This window comes from Streptomyces syringium, from assembly GCF_017876625.1.
Lineage (GTDB): Bacteria > Actinomycetota > Actinomycetes > Streptomycetales > Streptomycetaceae > Streptomyces > Streptomyces syringius.
In genome coordinates this window covers 567,016-585,366 of record NZ_JAGIOH010000001.1, presented here as the reverse complement: position 1 = coordinate 585,366, position 18,351 = coordinate 567,016, and the positions used below count along the sequence as shown (strand labels likewise).

Sequence of the window (18,351 nt, the reverse complement as noted above, 5' to 3'; positions counted from 1 at the left end):
ACGTGCGACTCCTCCACGCTGTGTGCGTCGCCCTCACCGCACTCGTGATGGCGGGCTGCGCCACGCCACCGGCCGAACCCCGCAGACCCGGCATCTCGGCCTCCGAGCAGGCCCGGGACGATCTCATCAAGTCCGTCCAGCGTGCCCTCGTCACCCGCTGCCTCGCAGAGCGGGGACTCACCCTGCCGACCGCACGGACGACGAAGGCGCGGGACGCCGGTGGCCACGACCGGCGGATCCAGGACGCCCTCTTCGGCACCGGCCGCCGCGAACTGTCCCTCACGCTCGCCACCGGGTACACCATCACCGCCCACACGGACGGCTGCCAGGCCGCCGCGCAACGCGTCCTCTACGGAGACCAGCGGAGCTGGTTCCGGGCCCAGGCCACCGTCGACAACCTGCGTGCCGAGGCGGGCGCCCGCATGGCGGCCGACCCGCGCTTCCGCGCCGCCCTGGCCCGGTGGAACCGCTGCGTCACCCCGCCCGGCGCCGCGCGACCCGAACGCCCGGATCCCGCGGTCACCGCCCGCTGCGACCGGGAGAGCGGCCTCGCCGACGTCCGTGCCCGCCTGGAGCCGGCCCGGCTGGCCGAGGTCCGGGCCCTGCGGCGCGAACAGCTCACCACCTACGCGCGACTGCGCACCCGCGCACTGCACCGTGCGGTGGAACTCGCCACCGCACAGCCCGCCCCGCACAGCGATGCGGACCCGCGTACCCCTACAGAAGGGCATGACCACTCATGAACATGAAGCGGATCGCCACCTCCGCCGCCGCCGTCCTCCTCGCCTTGACCGGCGGACTGGCGATGACCACCCCGGCGGGTGCGGCCGACTGTCCGAGCGGCCATTTCTGCGCGTGGACCGACGCCAATCACGGTGGTCAGCGGGCCAACTGGAGTGGTGACGACGGCTGGTGGGAGAGCTACATTGCCGACGAGGACTCCTCGTGGGCGAACCACGGCATCTCGGGGCCGGGCATCAAGGACCACGTGAGGGTGTATTCGAGGGCGCACCAGGGCGGATACATGACGATCTGCCTGGCCCCGGGCCAGGAGGTCGGTTACAACGGAGCGGCCAATGACAACGGCGACTCCCACACCTGGGCGATGAGCTGCTGAAACCGTCGGCCGAGGGGCCCCGCTCCGGAGCGGGGCCCCTCGGGGCCGGTCGCGTGACACACCCCCGGCAGGGCGGGCGAAGGGCAGAGTGGGGCCATGGACTACCTCCCTCATTTCCGGCGCGAGGTCCGGGCGTTCGAGGCCGCGGCCCGCCGGGCGGCCGAAGCCGGCGTCGCCCCGCTGGTTCCCTCCTGCCCCGGCTGGTCGGTGTCCGAGCTGGTCGGGCATCTGGGCGCGGTGCACAGGACCGTGGCCCGTGTCATCAGGGAACGGCGCCGCGAGCCGTTGGACGGCACGGACCTCAGCACCCTCGAACTCCCCGCCGACCGCGTGGGCTGGCCGACGGCGCTGGAGCACGCGCCTGCCGACCGTGGCCCCGTTCCGGTGAGCCTGATCGACTGGTTCGCAGACGGGGCCTCGGCGCTGGAGGCACAGTTCAGCACCAGCGGTCCGGGTGAGCCGGTGTGGACCTGGTCGTGGGAGCAGACCACCGGCTTCTGGCTGCGGGTCCAGGCGATCGAGGCGGCCGTGCACCGCTGGGACGCCGAGAACGCGATCGGGACGGCTCGGCCGGTCGCCTCCGCGCTCGCGGCGGACGCGGTGGGCCAGACCTTCGAGGTCATGGTGCCGGCCCGGCGGGCCGCGGGAGCCGCCCCGCCCGGGTCCGGCGAACGGTTCCGGTTCCGGCGCACCGACGGCACTCGGGCATGGACGGCGCGCTTCGACGGCGACGACGTCCGGCTCGACGACGGCACCGGCCCCTGGGACGTCGAGCTGGCCGGTACGGCGTCGGACCTGATGTTGTTCCTCTGGCACCGGATCCCCGCGGACCGGCTGGAGGTGAACGGGGACCGGGCTGTGCTCGACCGCTACTTCAGCCTCGTTCCGCCGATGTGATGGCAGGGCCGGGCCCGGGGCGCGCGAAGCCCCAGGTGCTCGCGCGGGCCCGCGGAGCTCCGGCCGGCGCGCGTGTCACCCGATGACGACGTTGTGGGCCGGAGTGACCTCGGGGCGCAGGTCGCCGTATCCGAGGTCGGCCATGATCGGGCCGAGCACGGTGGCGAAGGTCTCGAACGCCTCGGGGGACTCCCAGACGTCGGTGACCCGCCATCCCCCTTCGACCGGCCCGGAGGCGTGCGCGAGCAGCCCGGGCACCGGCAGATCGTCCGTGCTGGTGAAGCCGTGGCCGTCGGTGAGGCGTTCGATGCACTTGTCGTAGAGGTCCTGAGCCGCGCCGGGGGCGTTGAACGTGACGATGATGGCCATGGCGGTTCCTGTCTCTCGCGGTGTCGGTGGATCCGGTGCGTGCCGCGCGGCCTGCCCCGCCGGGCCCCGTCGTGAACCGGGCCCGGCGTGACGGGCCCGCCGCTCGCACCCCCTCTGGCTCCCCGGCCCGCGGCCACGTCATCCCCCGGCGGTGACGGCTTGTCGGCGCGTTGGGCCCCCTGCCCGGAGGCGCGGGGCGCGGGCGTGAAGGACGGACGGGCTCACCGCTTGTCGCGCGCCCGGCGCCACCGCTTCCGGGCACCCCGCGTGATCCTGGCCTTCGTCACTTCGGGCCCGGCTCCTGTCGGCCGGCAACGACCCGCCCCGTGCCGCACAAGGGCCACAGACGGCCGCGTAGGTCCCCCTGAAGGCCTGACCCCCGCCCCAGAAGCCGCCGGGGGCGGCCCCACGGCCCGCAAACAGCGAAGGCGCCCACCCCCGGCCTGTGCCGGGGATGGGCGCCTTCGTGGCTGTCACGGGCCGTGGGGCCCACGCGCGGGGGCGCGGGTCCCGTGGCCGGTGGGGGCTAGGCCTTGTCGGCTCCGGCCTGCTGCAGCTCGGTCTCCTGCTTGACGCGGGCGACCTTGCCGCGGACGACGAACCAGCCGCCGACCAGCGCTCCCGCGATGAGCGGCAGGCACAGCACGGTGGTGCGGCTGGCGCCCTCGTCGGCCGCCATCAGACCCAGCACGCTCGCCAGGAAGACCAGCGTGATGATCTGGGTGTACGGGGCCCAGGGCAGCTGGTAGGAGGGGCGGGAGAGCTTGCCTTCCTTGGCGCGCTTCCAGAAGAGCAGCGAGCAGAGCATGATCATGCCCCAGGTGCCGATGATGCCGATCGCGGCGAAGTTCAGCACGATCTCGAAGGCGTTCTCGGGGACGACGAAGTTGAGGCCGACGCCGAGGACACAGAAGAACGCGGTGAGCAGGATGCCGCCGTAGGGGACCTGGCCCTTGTTCATCAGACCGGTGAACTTCGGGGCGGAGCCCGACATGGCCATCGAGCGCAGGATCCGGCCGGTCGAGTAGAGACCCGAGTTGAGGCTGGAGAGCGCCGCGGTGAGGACGACGAGGTTCATCACGCCGGCCGCGTACGGGACGCCGATCTTGCCCAGGACGGTGACGAAGGGGCTCTCGTCGCCGGTGAAGGCGGTGTAGGGCAGCAGCAGGGCCAGCAGGACGACCGAGCCGACGTAGAAGAGACCGACACGCCACATGATCGAGTTGATCGCCTTCGGCATGATCTTCTCGGGGTTCTTGGTCTCACCCGCCGCGACACCGCACAGCTCGACCGAGGCGTAGGCGAAGACGACACCCTGGATGACCAGCAGCATGGGCATCAGACCGGTCGGGAAGACACCGCCGTTGTCGGTGATGTTGGCCAGGCCCGGGGTGGTGCCGCCGACGTCGTGCTGGGTGACCAGCAGGAAGATGCCGATGAACATGAAGAGGACCAGCGCGCCGACCTTGATGATCGCGAACCAGAACTCCATCTCACCGAAGTACTTCACCGAGATCAGGTTCACGGTGAGGACGATCGCGAGGGCGATCAGCGCGAGCACCCACTGCGGGATGTCGCTGAACATTCCCCAGTAGTGGGTGTAGGTGGCGACGGCGGTGATGTCGGCGATGCCGGTGGTCGCCCAGTTGAGGAAGTACAGCCAGCCGGCGGTGAACGCGCCCTTCTCGCCCATGAACTCACGGGCGTAGGAGACGAACGCGCCGGAGGACGGGCGGTACAGGACGAGCTCGCCGAGCGCCCGGACGACGAAGAAGGCGAAGACGCCGCAGACGGCGTACGCGATGAAGAGGGAGGGGCCCGCGTTGGCGAGGCGGCCGCCGGCGCCGAGGAAGAGGCCGGTGCCGATCGCTCCGCCGATCGCGATCATGTTGACGTGGCGGGACTTGAGGTCCTTGCTGTAGCCCGCGTCTCCGGCGTCGACGTGTGTGGACGTCGTCGCCGGGGCGGATACATCGGGCTCGGTGCCGGCCGCAGTGAGGGTGCGGTCACTCATGTATGTCTTCGCCTTCATTGGAGGGGGGAGCAGGATCGGGCCGTACGACGCCGTCGGGGGTGATCTCCGTGTGCGGGGACGGGCGGCCTGAGCGGCCGACCACCCGGCACCGCTGAGCGGCAGCCTCGACGATGGCCCGGTGCCCGGGAGACGGCTGGCGACGCCGCTTCCCGAGGGGTTCGGAAGGGATGGAGCGTGGGCCCGAGGCATCCCGGTGCTCTTCGATATCTCATCGATGATCTTGGGGGTGCCGGTTGCCCGGGGCCCGGGTGATCAGGACGTGGAAGAAGGCGCCGAGCACCCCGGGGGATGGATTCGGACTTCTCTTCCCTGTCTTGATCAGTTCTTGGGGTGAGGACGCTCGCCGTGGGCTAAGCGCCGTCGGCGCCCCGAGGGGCGACGAGGCCGAACACCTGCGGGGTGTGTCGTGCCTCCCCGGTGGCAGACAGCGTCGCCGAGCGGAGCGTGCGCCCCAGGGCGTGGCCGAGCACCGCTTCCGTGGCGCTGACGCGCCCCGGTGCTCCGCCGGCTGTCTGACAAGTCCATGCGGTGAATGGTGTGAGGCGCGCTAGGTAATCGTCAAGAGTTTACGAAAACTTGATTTTACCGGCTACTCACGGTAAGGCATTCCTGGTCAGCGGCTTCCTACCCGGTAGTCACCGCATGGTCCGCAGATGTTCCAGTGACGCACAACACGCCCTCTTGAGCAGGTGTGGGGCATTCATCACGGTGAAAACACGCGATAAACGCGCGGCAAAGAGGCCGCGGCCCACCAGGGCCGCGGCCTCTTTGCCGCGCTCGGCCGTATCCGCCGCCCGCGGGCTCAGCGGTAGCGTGCGCGCCCGACGCCGGCGGCGATGGTCAGCGGGACCGTCAGCACGGCGGCGATCAGGAAGAGACCGCGGTACGCGTGGTGGTCGGCCGCGCCCGCGGCGAGGCCGCTGGCGAGCGCGCTGCCGACGTACAGGGCCACACCGAACATCGCCACCCCGGTCGCCCGGGCCGTCGGGGCGAGCACCGTCGCCCAGGACTGGACCGTGGAGTGCATGAACGACCAGCCGCCCCCCAGCAGCAGCGCCGTCACCACCAGCGCGGGCACGGACAGGCTCACCGCGGCGATCGCGTACGCCGCGGCCATCTGTACCCCGCCGACCAGGATGATCATGGCGGGGCTCCACCGGCCGACCAGCCGCTTGACCAGCTGAGCCGCCGCCATGGACCCCACCCCGTACAGCGCGGACACCGCACCCGCCACCGCGGTCGGCACCCCACGGGACTCCAGGGCCGGGGCCAGATAGGTCAGGAAACCCAGCAGCACCGCCCCTTCGAGCAGGGCGACGGCCATCACGTACCACTGCCAGCGCGAACGCAGCACCACCCGGACCGGGGCGAGCAGCGAAGGCGTGGGCTCACGCTCGGGCTCGGCCAGCCGCCGCAGGGCCACCGCGAGGTACGCGGCGAACACACCCGGCAGCGCGAACACCAGCCGCCAGCTGACGTAGTGCGCCAGCGCCCCCGCCACCACGGTGGCCACCGCCGTGCCCAGGGCGAACGCCGTCATCAGCTCGCTGAGCGGGCGCTGGCGGACCTCGGCGGGCACCGTGTCGCCCACGTAGGTGAGCGAGGCCGCGATGGACGCGGCGAAGAAGGCACCGGCCACGGCGCGGGCCACGATCAGCATGGTGGCACCCGTGGCGGCCGCCGACACGAACGCCGCCAGCGCCGCGCCCGTCAGCGAGAACCGCATCACCGCGACCCGGCCCACCCGGTCGCTGGCGAGCCCCCACACCGGCTGCATCAGCCCGTAGCAGAGGTAGTAGCCGCTCGCCGCCAGCACCATGGTCGGCAGCGGGACACCGAGCCGGGCACCGATCACCACCAGCATCGGGGCGATGCAGAAGCGGTCGAAGTTGCTGATGAACCCGGCCGCGCGCAGCAGTCGTAACGAAGCCGGCGGCAGGCCCGTCGGCGGCGGGGAGGTGGGAGCGGTCGTCGTGGTCACGGGGACGGTGTCCTTCCTTCAACTCTTCAACCGGACACCCCAAGCCCATCACCCGGCCGGGGCCCGTTCCCCGCTCAGCCGATTACCATCACTCACAGCCTGCGGGGCAGCGGGCCGGGCGATGTGACGGGTGGGGGAGCGGGCGGGATGCCGGGGAACGGGAACGGCGACGGCACGGACCCCAGCACCCCGCGCAAGGAGCTCGGCGCCTTCCTGCGCTCCCGCCGGGAACGCCGCACACCCGCGGAGATGGGCCTGCCGGGATCACCGCGCCGCCGCACCCCCGGGCTGCGCCGCGGCGAAGTGGCCGCACTGGCCGGCATCAGCGAATCCTGGTACGCCTGGCTGGAACAAGGCAGGGTCCGCACCTCGGAACAGGTCCTGCGCGCGGTGGCGCGCGCCCTGCGCCTGGACGAGGCGGAGACCGCGCACGTGCTGTCGTTCGTCGAGGACACGGCGCCGGAGGAGCCCGCACCGGGGTGGGTGTCCCGCAATCTGCTGTCGCTGGTGGAGGCGATGACGCCGAACCCGGCCGTGGTGATAGACCCGCACTGGGACCTGCTGGCGTGGAACGCCGGTTACGCGGCGCTGCTCACCGATCCGGCGCGGCTGGCGCCGAAGCAGCGCAATCTGCTGTGGCTGGTGTTCCGGTGGCCACCGAGCCGGCGGCTGCTCGCCCAGTGGGAGCCGGAGGCGCGGAGCCTGCTCGGACAGTTCCGTGCGCACGCCGCCCGGCACCCCGACGACCGGCGGTACGCCGAGATCGCCGGCGAACTCATGGCCGACCCCGACGCCGCCCGCTGGTACGCCGAGCGGGCGATCGCCGACTTCCAGCCCGCGGTGCGGCACTTCCGTCACCCCACGGCGGGGGATCTGCGGCTGCGCTACGTCAAGCTCGCGGCGGTCGACGAGCCGGGCCATCACTTCCTCGCCTACCTGCCCGACGACGCCTCCACCGGCGCCGGCCTGCGCACGCTCACCGGGCAGACGTGAGAGCCGCCCGTCGCCGGGCGGCTCCCAACTCACGGATCACGGGGTCAGCTCGTCAGGACCGCCTTCATCACCGACCCGTCGGCCACGGCGGCCAGCGCGTCCGCGTGCCGCTCCAGCGGGAACGACGTCACCAGGCTCGCGAGATCGAAGCGGGCCGCGAGCGCCGGCAGCAGCCGCACGTACTCGACGAGATGGGCTCCGGTGAACGCCCAGGAACCGATGACGTCGAGCTGTCGGTAGACGATCTGATGCGGGTTGATCAGGGTGTCACCCGCGTCCGTGTACTGGCCGATGACCAGATAGGACCCGCCCCGGCGGGCCAGGGTGAGGCCCTGCGCCACGGCCGCCGGAACACCGGCGCACTCGATGACGAGGTCCGCCCCCGCTCCGCCGGTGGCGGCCCGGACCTCGGCGAGGACGCGCTCGGGGTCGTCCGCGCCGGCGATGTCGAGGTGCACGTCGCCGATGCCCGCCCCGGCCGCGCTCTCCAGCCGTTCGGCGGGGCCGCCGACGAGGATGACCCTCGCCGCACCGGCGAGCTGGGCGAAGGCCGCCGCGGCCAGCCCGACGGGCCCGCTGCCCTGGACCACCACGACCTCGCCGAGCCGTACGGGCCGGCGCTCGTACAGGGCGTGCACCACGGTGGGGCCCGCGCAGGCCAGTGACATGGCGGCGAGCGGATCGACGCCCTCGGCCGCCTTGACCACGGTCGTGCCGGGGTGCAGCACGATGTGGTCGGCCCAGGAGCCGGCCAGCTCCGGGCCGTCGGCCAGCGACCGGTTGACGCCGTAGGTGCGGCGGTTCTCGCACAGCGTCGGTTCGCGGTGCAGCCGGCACGGCGGACAGACGCCGCAGGCGATGGAGGAGGCCCACATCACCGCGTCGCCGGGGGCGAGTTCCGCGCCGGTGGCGTCCCGGTGGGTGCCCGGCCCCAGCTCGCGCACCACGCCGAGCCCCTCGTGGCCCAGCACCAGCGGGGTGGGAATGGGCAGATGTCCCTGGCACAGATGCAGATCGGTGCCGCAGACCCCGCCGTGACCACAGGCGACGATCATGCCGCCGTCGGGGGCCGGGGGAATGGTGAACTCGCGGAGCGAGAGGGGCCGGCCGAACTCCTCCAGGACGACGGCGCGACCGGTCCGCGCGCCGGTCACGCGGTCACCGTCCGGAGCGTGTCGAGGAACGGCGCCGGCAGGGGGCGCAGCGGCTCGGTGTCGCGGCACACCACGTACTCCGGTCGCTGCCCGCCCGGCGCCTCGGGCAGGTTGGCGACGTCGTTGTAGGTCGCGATGAGCAGCCGGCGGGCGAACGGCGACATGTTGGGCGCCGACCCGTGCACGATCTCGGGCGAGAAGAAGACCACGGATCCCGCGGGTCCCTTGGGGCTGGTCATGCCGTGCCGGTCGACGTGCTCGGCGAGCTGCCGGGGCGTCAGCGAGATGTCGTCCGGATCGAGGTGCTGCTCGGACTTGGCGTCGGCCTTGCGGCTCTCGCGCACGAGGCCGCCCCGGTGGGAGCCGGGCACGAAGATGACCGGGCCGTTGAACTCGGTGACGTCGTCGAGGAACACCCCGATGTTGACCTGCCGCGGCGCGGGCAGCCCGTCGGCGATCCGCCACGCCAGATAGTCCTGGTGCCACGCCCACCGCTCGCCGCCGAAGGCGGGCTTGGCGTTGATCTTGAACTGGTAGACGTACACGTCGTCGGTGAGCAGCTGCTGGACGGGGCCGAGCACCCGGGCGTCGCGGATGAGCCCGGCGAACTCCGGCTGCCGGTGGTGCGAGGCGTAGACCGCGCGGACCTCCGCGCTGTCGTCCTCGACGACCAGGTGGGGTCCGGGCACCTCGCAGTCCCGTGCGAAGGACTCGCGCAGCCGCTCCACTTCCCGCTGGTCCAGCAGGGACTCCATCACCAGGAAGCCGTCCCTGTGGTACTGGTCCACCTGTCGCTGATGCAGACGCATGGTTCTCCTTGGTTCGTCGCGGGTTTCGTAGGTGTTTCGCGCCGTGGGTCAGCCGGCGACGAGGTCGCCGCGCTGGAGTCCGGAGTCCGCGGGGACGGCGGCCGGGTCGCCGCCGAGTTCGACGACGGCGTTGTGCTCGTCGACGAAGACGACGCTGGGTACGAAGGAGCGGGCCTCCTCGTCCTTCATGGCGGCGTAGGCGATGATGATGACGCGGTCACCGGGGCTGATCAGCCGTGCCGCGGCGCCGTTGATGCCGATGACACCGGAGCCGCTCGGCCCCTCGATGACATAGGTGGACAGCCGGGAGCCGTTGTCGATGTCGACGATGTCCACCTTCTCGCCCGGCAGCAGATCGGCGGCCGCCATGAGGTCCGACGCGATCGTCAGCGAACCGACGTAGTGCAGGTCGGCCTGGGTGACGGTGGCGCGGTGGATCTTCGACTTCATGAGGGTGCGGTCCATGGGGAACTCGACTTTCCTTGTCCGGAGTGGTGATTCAGGGGTGGTGACGGGGGACCGAAGGTCGTTCAGACGGGCCAGGTGACGTACCGGCGCATGCCGTACAGCAGCGGCGCCGTGGCGCTCCCCCCGGAGGCGGCCGCGTCTTCGGCGACCTCCGTCCGCAGCACCTCGCCGATCACGACGGTGTGGTCACCGGCGGGTACGAGCCGTTCGACGCGGCACTCGGCGAGGGCGTGGGAGTCCTCGTGCAGGGCCGGCAGCCCCGTCGCGGGGGCGGGCTCCCAGGGGACGCGGGAGAAGCGGCCGGCGGTGCGGCTCGCGAAGGCCTCCGCCGCCCGCTGCCCGGGGCCGTGCAGGAAGTTGACGACGAAGGCGCCCCGCGCGGCGAGGACGGGCAGGGTGCTGCCGGTGTTCGACGCGCAGACCAGCAGCAGCGGGGGATCGAGGGACACCGAGCACACGGCCGTGCACGCGAAGCCGTAGGGCTGCCCGGACTCGTCCGCCGTGGTGACGACGGAGACACCGCCGGGGTGGGCACCCATCACGGCGCGGAAGGCGTCCGGGGTCACGGGGGCGGCGGTGCCCGCGAGGGGGCTCACCACGCGAAGGCCCGCGCGTCGTAGAGGTTGACCCCGACCGCCGCCTTGCCGAGGTACTCCAGGCACTCGTGCGGCTTGGCGGGCATGACGGAGGAAAACGACACCTCGCGGATGAGCCGTTCCAGCGGCCGGGAGCGGCTGACCGCCGCCGAGCCGCAGATCCGCAGGGCGTCGTGGGCGAGCTCGGGGCCCACCTCGCCGACGATGTATTTGGCGGCGTGCACCATGGCGTTGGCCTCCATGCTGCCGCGTTCGGCGTCGACGAGATCACCCGCCTCGTGCACCAGCGCCCGGGCGGCCCGCAGCCGGGCGGACATCCGGCCCAGGTCCTGCTGGAGCACCGGGGACGCGGCGCGTGCGTCGGAGGCGGCCACGTAGTCGGCGGCGCAGCGGTAGACGGCCTCGGCGATGCCCAGATAGGCGCCGGTGTATCCGGCGATCATCCAGTGCGGTTCGCGGACGAGCTTGAACAGCGACATGCCCTCGACGCCGAGATAGAGCCGGGAGCGCGGCACGGGCACGTGGTCGAGGGTCATCGTGGCGGTGCTGGTGCCGTTCATCGCGGACATGCTGTGCACCGGGCCGAAAGTGATCCCCGGGTCGTCGGCGGCGACGACGAAGTGCGAGACCTCGCTGCTGCCCTCGGTCCCCTCGGCGCGGGCTGCCACGACGTAGTAGTCGGCGATGCGCGCCAGGGAGACGAAGGACTTCTCCCCGGTGATGACGTAGGTCTCGCGGTCCTCGCTCAGGGTGTAACTGGTGCGCACCTCACGGAGTTTGGCGCCGCGGCCGGCTTCCGAGGTGGCGGACGCGAACAGCTTGCGGCCGCGGACCACCTGGTCGTTCATCCAGGTCCGGAACCGGTCGGCGGCGGGCGGCAGGGGAGTGGCCGCCGCGTCGGCGAGCGCCCCCATCACGACGTTGTGCATGTTGAAGCCGAGCGCGGCGGCGCCGTTGTGGGCGCCCAGTACGGCCAGGACGCGGGAGTACCCGCCGTACCCGAGGCCCGCGCCGCCGGCCTCACGGGGCAGGAGCAGACCGAGCAGCCCGGCTTCGCGCAGGATGCGATAGGTCTCCTGGCCGTCGGTCAGTCCGGCGTCCACCCCGGCGGCCAGTGGCGCGAGGGCCGCGCCGGTCTCCTCGGCGAGCTTGAGGATGTCGTCCATGTGTGTCGGCAGCGTCATCGATGTCCTTCGGGTCAGTTCTCGACCGGGAGGCCGAATTGACGGGCGATACCCACCCGCAGCAGGTCGTTGGGGCCCGCGTAGGTCAGTGCGGCCATCGGGCTGTGCAGGTCGGCGGGGAGTTCGGAGTCGGCGATGAAGGCACGTACGCCCGACAGCGCGGTGGCGTGCTCGGTGAGGCGCACATAGTCCTCGGAGACGGAGATCTTGGTCAGGGCCGCCTCCGCCGCCAGCTGCCGTGCGGGGGTACCCGCGTCCAGCAGGGCGGCCATCGCGTACAGCTGCACACGGGAGCGGTGCAGGGCGAGCGCCATCTCGCTGACGCGGGCGGCCACTTGATGGCTCGCCCCCATCCGGCGCCCGAAGTGTTCACGATCGGAGGCCCATTCGACGATGCCCCGCAGGGTGCGGCGCATGGGGCCGAGGGCGTAGCCGAGGATGACGGCCCGCTCCCAGGCGGTGGTCGAGGACATCACCGCCAGCCCCGACCCCTCGTCGCCGATCAGGGAACCGGCGGGCAGCCGGGCGCCCTCGAAGACCAGCTCGCCCATGGGAACGCTCGGCAGTGCCGTCTTGGTGAAGGACTCGGCCCGCACCACGCCCGGGAGGTCGAGCGGGAAGAGGAAGGCCGACAGGGCGAACGGCGAGCGGCCCTCGCCGGTGCGGGCGAAGACGATGGCCCGGTCGGCGACCGGCGCGGCCGTGATGAATGTCTTCGCGCCGTCGAGGACGAAGACATCGCCCTCGCGCCGGGCGCGCGTCCGCATCGAGAAGGGGTCGCTGCCGCCCGAGCGCTCGGTGAGCGCGTGGCACAGGAGCGTGCCGCCGTCCTGCACGTCCGCGATCGCCCGCCACGCGTCCTCGGGGAGGGCGGCACGCAGCGGGAACTGCATGCCGAACACCTGGGAGGCCAGGGCGTAGCAGATGCCCGGGTCGGCGCCGGCCAGCCCGATGCCCTCGATCATGGCCAGGGAGCGGGTGACCGGCCCGGGGTCGGTGTCGTCGGCCCCCGCGAGGCGCAGCACACCGAGGTCGGCCATCGCCTGCCACTGCGTACGGAAGTCCGCCTCGCGCACCTTCTCCACGACCGGCCCGGCCAGTTCGCGGTAGGTGTCGACGACCTCCTCGGCCGCCCTCGCTCCGGTGCGCAGCAGGAGGTCGGCGGGGGCGCTCACGCGCGCGCTCCACCGGTGGCCCGGTGGTCCTCGACGGCGGACCAGAGGGCCTGGGGGGTGCGGAAGTTGGCCGCCACGATCTCGGTGTCGGGCAGCGCGATCCCGGCCTCCTTGTCCAGCGCGGCGACGATCTCCATGATGGCCAGCGAGTCCAGCAGGCCCTGTTCGAGGAGCGGGGTGTCGGGGGCGAGCCGTGCGGGCGTCTCGCCCCGGCCCCAGGTGATCTTGCTGCTGATGAGAACGCAGAGGTCGTCGACGCTGTTCATGTCCCGGGAGGCGGGCGAAACAGGGGACACGGCGGGGTTCGCGGTGGTCATATCAGGCTCTTCTCGGTGGTGGCGGGTGTGACGGTCGGGGCGGCGGCATCGCCGCTGAGGGCGCGGCGGTCGACCTTGCCGCTGGTGAGGGTGGGCAGGGCCGCGACGGGGATCACCCGGTCGGGCAGCATGCGCTGGGGCAGGACCGCGCGCAGCTCCGCCAGCACGTCCCGCTCGGTCGCGGCGGTCTGGGCGTAGGCCCAGATCTCACCGGCGTGCGGGGCGTCCTTGGCGACGACGGCGGCGGTGGCGACCTGGGGCAGGTCCAGCACGGCGCTCTCGACGTCGAGCAGGTCGATGCGGTGGCCGCGCCGCTTGACCTGGGAGTCGCGACGGCCGCGCAGGAAGACACGGCCGTCTTCGGTGATCCGGCCGATGTCGCCGCTGGCGTACGCGCGCCGGGTGGTGCCGTCGCGGAAGGCAGCGGTGACCGTGGGGTCCCGGAGCGCGCCGCCTTGCAGGTAGCCCTGGAAGACGGTGGGTCCGGCGATGTGGATCTCGCCTTCGCCGTCGGTGGGCCGCCCCTCGTCGTCGAGCACCTCGATGGTGACGCCGCCGATGCCCCGGCCGATGGTCAGCTCCTGGTCCGCGGTCCAGTCGGCCGGCATGCGGAAGTAGGTGCACGCGTTGGTCTCGGTGGGCCCGTAGAGGTTGTAGAAGGGCACGTCGCCCAGGAGCTCCAGGTACCGCTCCAGCAGGTGCGGGGCGAAGGGTTCGCCACCGAAGGCGGCCACCCGCAGCGACGGCGGTACGGCCTCGGCGAAGCCGCCCTGCTGGAGCATGCCGTGGTACAGCGAGGGCACGGCGACGAAGGCGGTGACGCGCTGTTCGTGGAGCCAGCCGACCACGTCGCGCGGGAAGGCGCGCAGCATGTCCGGCATGAGGACGGTGCAGGCGCCCACCGCCGCCGCGCTGAAGAGGTCGAAGGTGGTGAGGTCGAAGGTGAGCGCGGCCTGTGAGCCGATGCGGTCGGTCTCGGTCAGGCCGAACTCTCCGGCGGCCCAGAGCGCGTAGTGCGCGACGTTGGTGTGCGAGAGCAGCACGCCCTTGGGCCAGCCGGTGCTGCCGGAGGTGAAGAGGATGTAGCCGCCGCCGTCCGTGGGCGGGGGCAGTGGTGCGGGGTCCGCCGGGGCGGCTGTCCGCAGCCAGTTCAGCCCGTGCGCCAGCTGCCCCCCGGCGGGGGCGCCGCTCCCCTCGCCCGCCTCCTCGACGGCCCGTCGGCACGCGGTGAGGGACCGGTCGGTGGTGAGCAGCAGGGAAAGGCCGGCGTTGCGTGCCATCCGCGCGGTACGGGCCGGGGGATCGGCGATGTCGAGGGGGGCGACGACGGCACCCGCGCGCAGCGCGGCGTAGAGGGCGATCACCGTCGACGGGGTCTTGGCGGCGTACACCCCGATCCGTACGCCGGGTCCCGCTCCGACGGCGGCGAGTTCGCTCGCCAACTCCCCGACAGCGCGCTCCAGTTCGGCGTACGTCCAGCTCTCGGTGCCCGCGACGAGCGCGGGGCGGCCGGGGTGCGCCGCCGCGGACCGGGCCAGGAGGGCGTCCAGCCGCGGGGTGTCGGTCACGGTGGTCACGAGAGCGTCTCCACGGGGCGTGCGCCGAGTCCGTACTCGGCGAGGAAGGAACGGGTGGTGTCGGCGACGAGGCCGGGGCAGACGAGGTGGGGGTAGTGGTCGCACCCCTCCGGCACCAGCCGCCGCACCACACCGGAGACCGCGCGTTCGACGGCGTCGAGCTGGTCGAGGGTGCCGTATTCGTCCCGGTCACCCTGGATCATGAGGACGGGCGCGGTCACGTCGAGGTCGTCCTCGATGCTCCAGTCGCGGAACTCCGGGGAGAGCCACACCCCGCTCCAGCTCTCGAAGACCGAGCGCGGGTCGTCATGCACCAACGCCAGCTTCCTGGCCAGCGGACCGGCCTCGTAGGAAGCCCGGGCCGCCTCGATGCCCAGCCGGTTCTGGTCCTCGAAGTACATGTGCGGCCCCATGGCGACGACCGCCTCGACGGGCCGCACGGAGGCGTACAGCAGCGCGATGGAGCCGCCGTCGCTGTGCCCGACGAGAACCGGGCTGCGCACCCCGAGCAGGTCCAGCAGCTCGGGCAGCACCTCGTGGGCGTGCTCGTGCATGTAGCGCGGGGTCCGCGGCCCCCGGGCCGGCCCGGAGCCGCCGCTGCCGTGCCGGGAGTACACCAGCGCGCGACGGCCGGTGGCCGCGGCGAGACGGGCGGGGAACCGCCCCCACGACGCCACGCAGCCGAGCCCGCCGTGCAGGAAGACCAGGGGCGGCAATTCCGGGTCGCCGTCGAGGAATACATGCTCGACGGGGCCGCTTTGTGTGTCGACTACCGGCACATCAATACCCTTCTCAGTGATCTGTTCGCCCCGTGCGCGCAGCCTCCGGCACACCGGTCCTCGGAACAACGGTGCGCGCGCCTGCGGGAGGGAAACGTAAAAGGAGATACGGGGAGCCGCAGCGGACGGATGCATCAGGAAACGATGTGTCCACGGCAGGAATCGGGAGGATTGCTTCCGATAAAGGTGTCGCGAGCCCGCCTCATGACATGTCGGACATCCTTGACATGATTTCCGGCAGCGGGTCGAGGAGGTCGGGCGCCGGGCGCGGGCGCGCCGGATTGGCCTGCTCCGTCTGCTACTTGGCTGGCCCGAGCCGTCTTTGGTGACGCCCGGACGGCTCGCGGTCGAGCCGGTTGGTCATTTCTTTAATGACTCTTGGCTGCTGCATGGATTGCCTATGGGCAAGGCAAGGGAAAGTCCGCACTGTCAACCCCCGTCAACTTTCTTGGCGCACACCTGACGGAGCGGGTGACGATGCGTCATCGACGCTTCGTGCGGGAATCCGTCCGCCCGGTGCATCGATAACACTAGGCAGACCGCATCGATCAGAGAAATACGTTTGCCGTATCGCCTATGCTCTGGCCGTATGGGTGTTGAACTACGTCATCTCCGCAACTTCCTGGTCGTCGCAGAGGAAGGCGGTTTCACGGCGGCCAGCAGACGGCTGCACCTCGCACAGCCGACACTGACCCGGAACATCCGGACGCTGGAGGACCTCCTGGGCGTCCGTCTCTTCGACCGCAACACCCGCAGGACCGACCTCACCGCGAAGGGGCGCGAGTTGCGGGACGCGCTCGTCCCGCTCCTGCAGCAACTCGACACCGTGCTCGCCGACATCCGCGAGGAGGAGAGACTGCGACTGGGGTTCAGCTGGGGACTGCCCGACGGGTTGTCGGCCGTGGCCGCGCGCTTCGAGAGCGAGACCGGCGTCGAGGTCGAGTTCGTACGCTGCGACACCCCGCTGGCCGGGCTGGACACCGGCACGGTCGACCTCGGGCTGTTGCGCGGCGAGACCCTGCCGCCGGGGGTGCGCGGGGTGTTCCTCTTCGAGGAGCCGCGTGTCGCCGCCGTCCCCCGCCCCGGGCCGCTGGCCGGCCGTGCCGCGCTGAGCTGGGCGGAACTGGCCCACTGGCCCCTGGTGGTCAACACGGTCAGCGGCACCACCTACCCCCATATGTGGCCCGAAGGCGGGCGCCCCGAGGTCGGTGCCGAGTGCCGCAACTACGACGAATGGCTGGAGAAGGTGGCGGCCGGCCATGGTGTGGGCACCGCCCCGGTATCGGCGGCCCGGCGCTTCACGCACCCCGCCGTGCAGTTCGTCCCGCTCAGCGGCGCCCCCACGGTCCGCACGCATCTGGCCTACCCCTCGCACGGTGCCCACCCGCAGGCCGCCCGGCTCGCCGACGACGCCTGGCGGGCGGCCGCCGAGCTGCTCAGTGAAGCGACCGGATGAGCCGTCGGGCCGCCGCCTGTTTGGAGATGGGATTCATTTTCATGTAGCTTTTGCCGCGTCGCCGCACCGTCACCACCCAGGAGGTCCCACCGATGGCCGTTCCCAAGCGCCGCATGTCCCGGAGCAACACCCGGCACCGCCGTGCCCAGTGGCGAGCGAGCGCCCCGCAGCTCGTGCCGATCGTCGTCGAGGGCCGCGAATACCGGGTACCCCGGCGTCTGGCGCGCGCCTACGAGCGCGGGCTGCTGCCTCTGCCCGGCAACTGAGGGGCAGGAGCCCGCGGGACGCGCCCTGGCGGCCCTGCCTTTTCCCGTCCATTGTGGGGGGCTGGTACCCCATCTCCCCCATACGGCACAGGAATTCAGGAGGCAGCCCCGTGGACGCCACTCAACCGGCCCCCGGTGACCAGGAATCCCTCACGCTCCGGCTCAGCGAGTACGCCCTGGGATATCTCCACTCCGCGGCGCTCCGCGCGGCGGCGCGCATCGGCATCGCCGACCACCTCACCGACGGTCCGCGCACCCCCGAGGAGCTCGCCGCCCTCACCGGCGTCAGTGCCCGGCACCTCCAGCGGGCACTGCGCCTCCTCGCCACCCGCGAGGTGTTCCGCGAGGACAAGGACGGGGCCTTCCACCTCACGCCCGCCGCGGAATTCCTGCGCTCCGACTCGCCGACGTCGATGCGGGACGGGGTCATCATGCTCACGGACGAGACGTTCTGGAGGCCCGCCGGGCGGCTCGAAGACACCGTCCGCGCGGGGCACACCGTCTTCGAGGAGATCTTCGGCGCCCCGTTCTTCGACCACCTCGCGCGCGCACCCCGGGCCGGCGAAGCCTTCGACACCGGCATGGCCGGTCTCTCCGCCAGTGAGGACGACCTCGTCGCCGCGTCCTGCACCTTCCCGGCGGCCGGCACGGTCGTCGACATCGGCGGCGGCAGGGGCGGTCTGCTGCGCCGGGTGCTCCTGCGCAATCCGGGTCTCAGCGGTGTCCTGTACGACCAGGAAGCGGTCCTGCGCCACCACCATCTCGACGACCCGGCGCTCGCGGGGCGCTGGGAGGTCCGGCCCGGGGACTTCTTCGCGTCCGTACCGGACGGCGCCGATGTCTATCTCCTCAAGCGGATCCTCCACGACTGGAGTGACGAGGACGCCCTGCGCATCCTGCGCGCCTGCCGCGCGGCGATGAAGGAGGGCAGCCGCCTCCTCGCCATCGACGCGGTCATCGTGCGGGACAACGCCCCGGACCTCGGCAAGACGCTCGACGTGCTGATGATGACGTCACTGAACGGCCGCGAGCGCGGCGAGCACGAATTCCGGCGGCTGCTGGCCGAGGCGGGCCTGAGGCTGACCCGCGTCCTGCCCACGCCGTCGGCGATGTCGATCGTGGAGGCCACCGCCGTGTGAGGACCGCGCCGGTGCGGGCCGTGCGCCGAGGTGAGTAAT

General features: G+C 72.0%; 19 protein-coding genes. 7 read left to right on the top strand and 12 right to left on the bottom strand.

Annotated features, from left to right (window positions below):
* Positions 1 to 2: 2 nt before the first annotated feature.
* The 3 genes from JO379_RS02630 to JO379_RS02620 all read left to right on the top strand — a co-directional run bounded on the left by JO379_RS02630 (position 3) and on the right by JO379_RS02620 (position 2,014).
* Entirely contained in the window at positions 3 to 743 is a 741-nt protein-coding gene (locus JO379_RS02630) for a hypothetical protein (protein ID WP_307841872.1), read from the top strand.
* 2 nt (positions 744 to 745) lie between these two features.
* The gene (locus JO379_RS02625) at positions 746 to 1,117 is read left to right on the top strand and encodes a peptidase inhibitor family I36 protein (protein ID WP_372449131.1); all 372 of its coding nucleotides are present in this window, start codon (positions 746 to 748) and stop codon (positions 1,115 to 1,117) included.
* A 96-nt stretch (positions 1,118 to 1,213) separates the two neighbouring features.
* The gene (locus JO379_RS02620; RefSeq protein ID WP_209513589.1) at positions 1,214 to 2,014 is read left to right on the top strand and encodes a maleylpyruvate isomerase family mycothiol-dependent enzyme; all 801 of its coding nucleotides are present in this window, start codon (positions 1,214 to 1,216) and stop codon (positions 2,012 to 2,014) included.
* A gap of 75 nt (positions 2,015 to 2,089) precedes the next feature.
* Here the strand turns inward: JO379_RS02620 and JO379_RS02615 are convergent, their stop codons facing one another.
* From JO379_RS02615 to JO379_RS02605, 3 genes are all read right to left on the bottom strand, one after another.
* A complete protein-coding gene (locus JO379_RS02615; RefSeq protein WP_209513588.1) occupies positions 2,090 to 2,383 on the bottom strand; it encodes a hypothetical protein in 294 nt (97 codons plus the stop codon).
* A gap of 526 nt (positions 2,384 to 2,909) precedes the next feature.
* Positions 2,910 to 4,397 carry an amino acid permease gene (locus JO379_RS02610; protein ID WP_209513587.1) on the bottom strand — a complete coding sequence of 496 codons (1,488 nt, stop codon included), beginning with the start codon at positions 4,395 to 4,397 and terminating at the stop codon, positions 2,910 to 2,912.
* 823 nt (positions 4,398 to 5,220) lie between these two features.
* Complete coding sequence (locus JO379_RS02605) at positions 5,221 to 6,399, bottom strand: MFS transporter (protein ID WP_307841871.1); 1,179 nt, start codon at positions 6,397 to 6,399, stop codon at positions 5,221 to 5,223.
* Between the two features lie 147 nt (positions 6,400 to 6,546).
* Between JO379_RS02605 and JO379_RS02600 the strand changes: the two genes are divergently transcribed.
* Entirely contained in the window at positions 6,547 to 7,392 is an 846-nt protein-coding gene (locus tag JO379_RS02600; protein WP_209513586.1) for a helix-turn-helix transcriptional regulator, read from the top strand.
* A 44-nt stretch (positions 7,393 to 7,436) separates the two neighbouring features.
* On the opposite strand, the gene JO379_RS02595 is transcribed toward JO379_RS02600, so the two are convergent.
* From JO379_RS02595 to JO379_RS02555, 9 genes are all read right to left on the bottom strand, one after another.
* Entirely contained in the window at positions 7,437 to 8,546 is a 1,110-nt protein-coding gene (locus JO379_RS02595; RefSeq protein WP_209513585.1) for a zinc-binding dehydrogenase, read from the bottom strand.
* Positions 8,543 to 9,355: a phytanoyl-CoA dioxygenase family protein gene (locus JO379_RS02590; RefSeq protein ID WP_209513584.1), complete on the bottom strand. Its 813-nt coding sequence runs from the start codon at positions 9,353 to 9,355 to the stop codon at positions 8,543 to 8,545. The genes JO379_RS02595 and JO379_RS02590 overlap by 4 nt, the downstream gene beginning before the upstream one ends.
* A 48-nt stretch (positions 9,356 to 9,403) precedes the next feature.
* Complete coding sequence (panD, locus tag JO379_RS02585; RefSeq protein WP_209513583.1) at positions 9,404 to 9,820, bottom strand: aspartate 1-decarboxylase; 417 nt, start codon at positions 9,818 to 9,820, stop codon at positions 9,404 to 9,406.
* A gap of 65 nt (positions 9,821 to 9,885) precedes the next feature.
* Positions 9,886 to 10,419: a flavin reductase family protein gene (locus JO379_RS02580; protein ID WP_209513582.1), complete on the bottom strand. Its 534-nt coding sequence runs from the start codon at positions 10,417 to 10,419 to the stop codon at positions 9,886 to 9,888.
* The gene (locus JO379_RS02575) at positions 10,416 to 11,603 is read right to left on the bottom strand and encodes an acyl-CoA dehydrogenase family protein (protein ID WP_245381348.1); all 1,188 of its coding nucleotides are present in this window, start codon (positions 11,601 to 11,603) and stop codon (positions 10,416 to 10,418) included. Before JO379_RS02575 ends, JO379_RS02580 begins: the two co-directional genes overlap by 4 nt.
* 14 nt (positions 11,604 to 11,617) lie before the next feature.
* Complete coding sequence (locus JO379_RS02570; RefSeq protein ID WP_307841870.1) at positions 11,618 to 12,778, bottom strand: acyl-CoA dehydrogenase family protein; 1,161 nt, start codon at positions 12,776 to 12,778, stop codon at positions 11,618 to 11,620.
* Positions 12,775 to 13,095, bottom strand: a complete 321-nt coding sequence (locus JO379_RS02565) for an acyl carrier protein (protein ID WP_209513581.1) — start codon at positions 13,093 to 13,095, stop codon at positions 12,775 to 12,777. Before JO379_RS02565 ends, JO379_RS02570 begins: the two co-directional genes overlap by 4 nt.
* A complete protein-coding gene (locus JO379_RS02560; protein WP_209513580.1) occupies positions 13,092 to 14,672 on the bottom strand; it encodes an amino acid adenylation domain-containing protein in 1,581 nt (526 codons plus the stop codon). The genes JO379_RS02565 and JO379_RS02560 overlap by 4 nt, the downstream gene beginning before the upstream one ends.
* Positions 14,669 to 15,451, bottom strand: coding sequence for an alpha/beta fold hydrolase (locus tag JO379_RS02555; RefSeq protein ID WP_209513579.1), 783 nt, complete (start codon positions 15,449 to 15,451; stop codon positions 14,669 to 14,671). Before JO379_RS02555 ends, JO379_RS02560 begins: the two co-directional genes overlap by 4 nt.
* Before the next feature lie 589 nt (positions 15,452 to 16,040).
* Here JO379_RS02555 and JO379_RS02550 point away from each other — a divergent pair.
* The 3 genes from JO379_RS02550 (at position 16,041) to JO379_RS02540 (ending at position 18,312) form a co-directional block, all read left to right on the top strand.
* Positions 16,041 to 16,907: a LysR family transcriptional regulator gene (locus tag JO379_RS02550; RefSeq protein ID WP_209513578.1), complete on the top strand. Its 867-nt coding sequence runs from the start codon at positions 16,041 to 16,043 to the stop codon at positions 16,905 to 16,907.
* Between the two features lie 92 nt (positions 16,908 to 16,999).
* Complete coding sequence (gene rpmF / locus JO379_RS02545) at positions 17,000 to 17,173, top strand: 50S ribosomal protein L32 (RefSeq protein ID WP_209513577.1); 174 nt, start codon at positions 17,000 to 17,002, stop codon at positions 17,171 to 17,173.
* A gap of 110 nt (positions 17,174 to 17,283) precedes the next feature.
* Complete coding sequence (locus tag JO379_RS02540) at positions 17,284 to 18,312, top strand: methyltransferase (protein ID WP_209513576.1); 1,029 nt, start codon at positions 17,284 to 17,286, stop codon at positions 18,310 to 18,312.
* Positions 18,313 to 18,351 lie beyond the last annotated feature (39 nt).

Coding starts and splice junctions, on each gene's coding strand:
- rpmF (WP_209513577.1), top strand. CDS start 17,000: ATGGCCGTTCCCAAGCGCCGCATGTCCCGGAGCAACACCCGGCACCGC.
- panD (WP_209513583.1), bottom strand. CDS start 9,820: ATGGACCGCACCCTCATGAAGTCGAAGATCCACCGCGCCACCGTCACC.
- JO379_RS02565 (WP_209513581.1), bottom strand. CDS start 13,095: ATGACCACCGCGAACCCCGCCGTGTCCCCTGTTTCGCCCGCCTCCCGG.
- JO379_RS02615 (WP_209513588.1), bottom strand. CDS start 2,383: ATGGCCATCATCGTCACGTTCAACGCCCCCGGCGCGGCTCAGGACCTC.
- JO379_RS02610 (WP_209513587.1), bottom strand. CDS start 4,397: ATGAGTGACCGCACCCTCACTGCGGCCGGCACCGAGCCCGATGTATCC.
- JO379_RS02550 (WP_209513578.1), top strand. CDS start 16,041: ATGGGTGTTGAACTACGTCATCTCCGCAACTTCCTGGTCGTCGCAGAG.
- JO379_RS02575 (WP_245381348.1), bottom strand. CDS start 11,603: ATGACGCTGCCGACACACATGGACGACATCCTCAAGCTCGCCGAGGAG.
- JO379_RS02590 (WP_209513584.1), bottom strand. CDS start 9,355: ATGCGTCTGCATCAGCGACAGGTGGACCAGTACCACAGGGACGGCTTC.
- JO379_RS02600 (WP_209513586.1), top strand. CDS start 6,547: ATGCCGGGGAACGGGAACGGCGACGGCACGGACCCCAGCACCCCGCGC.
- JO379_RS02625 (WP_372449131.1), top strand. CDS start 746: ATGAAGCGGATCGCCACCTCCGCCGCCGCCGTCCTCCTCGCCTTGACC.
- JO379_RS02620 (WP_209513589.1), top strand. CDS start 1,214: ATGGACTACCTCCCTCATTTCCGGCGCGAGGTCCGGGCGTTCGAGGCC.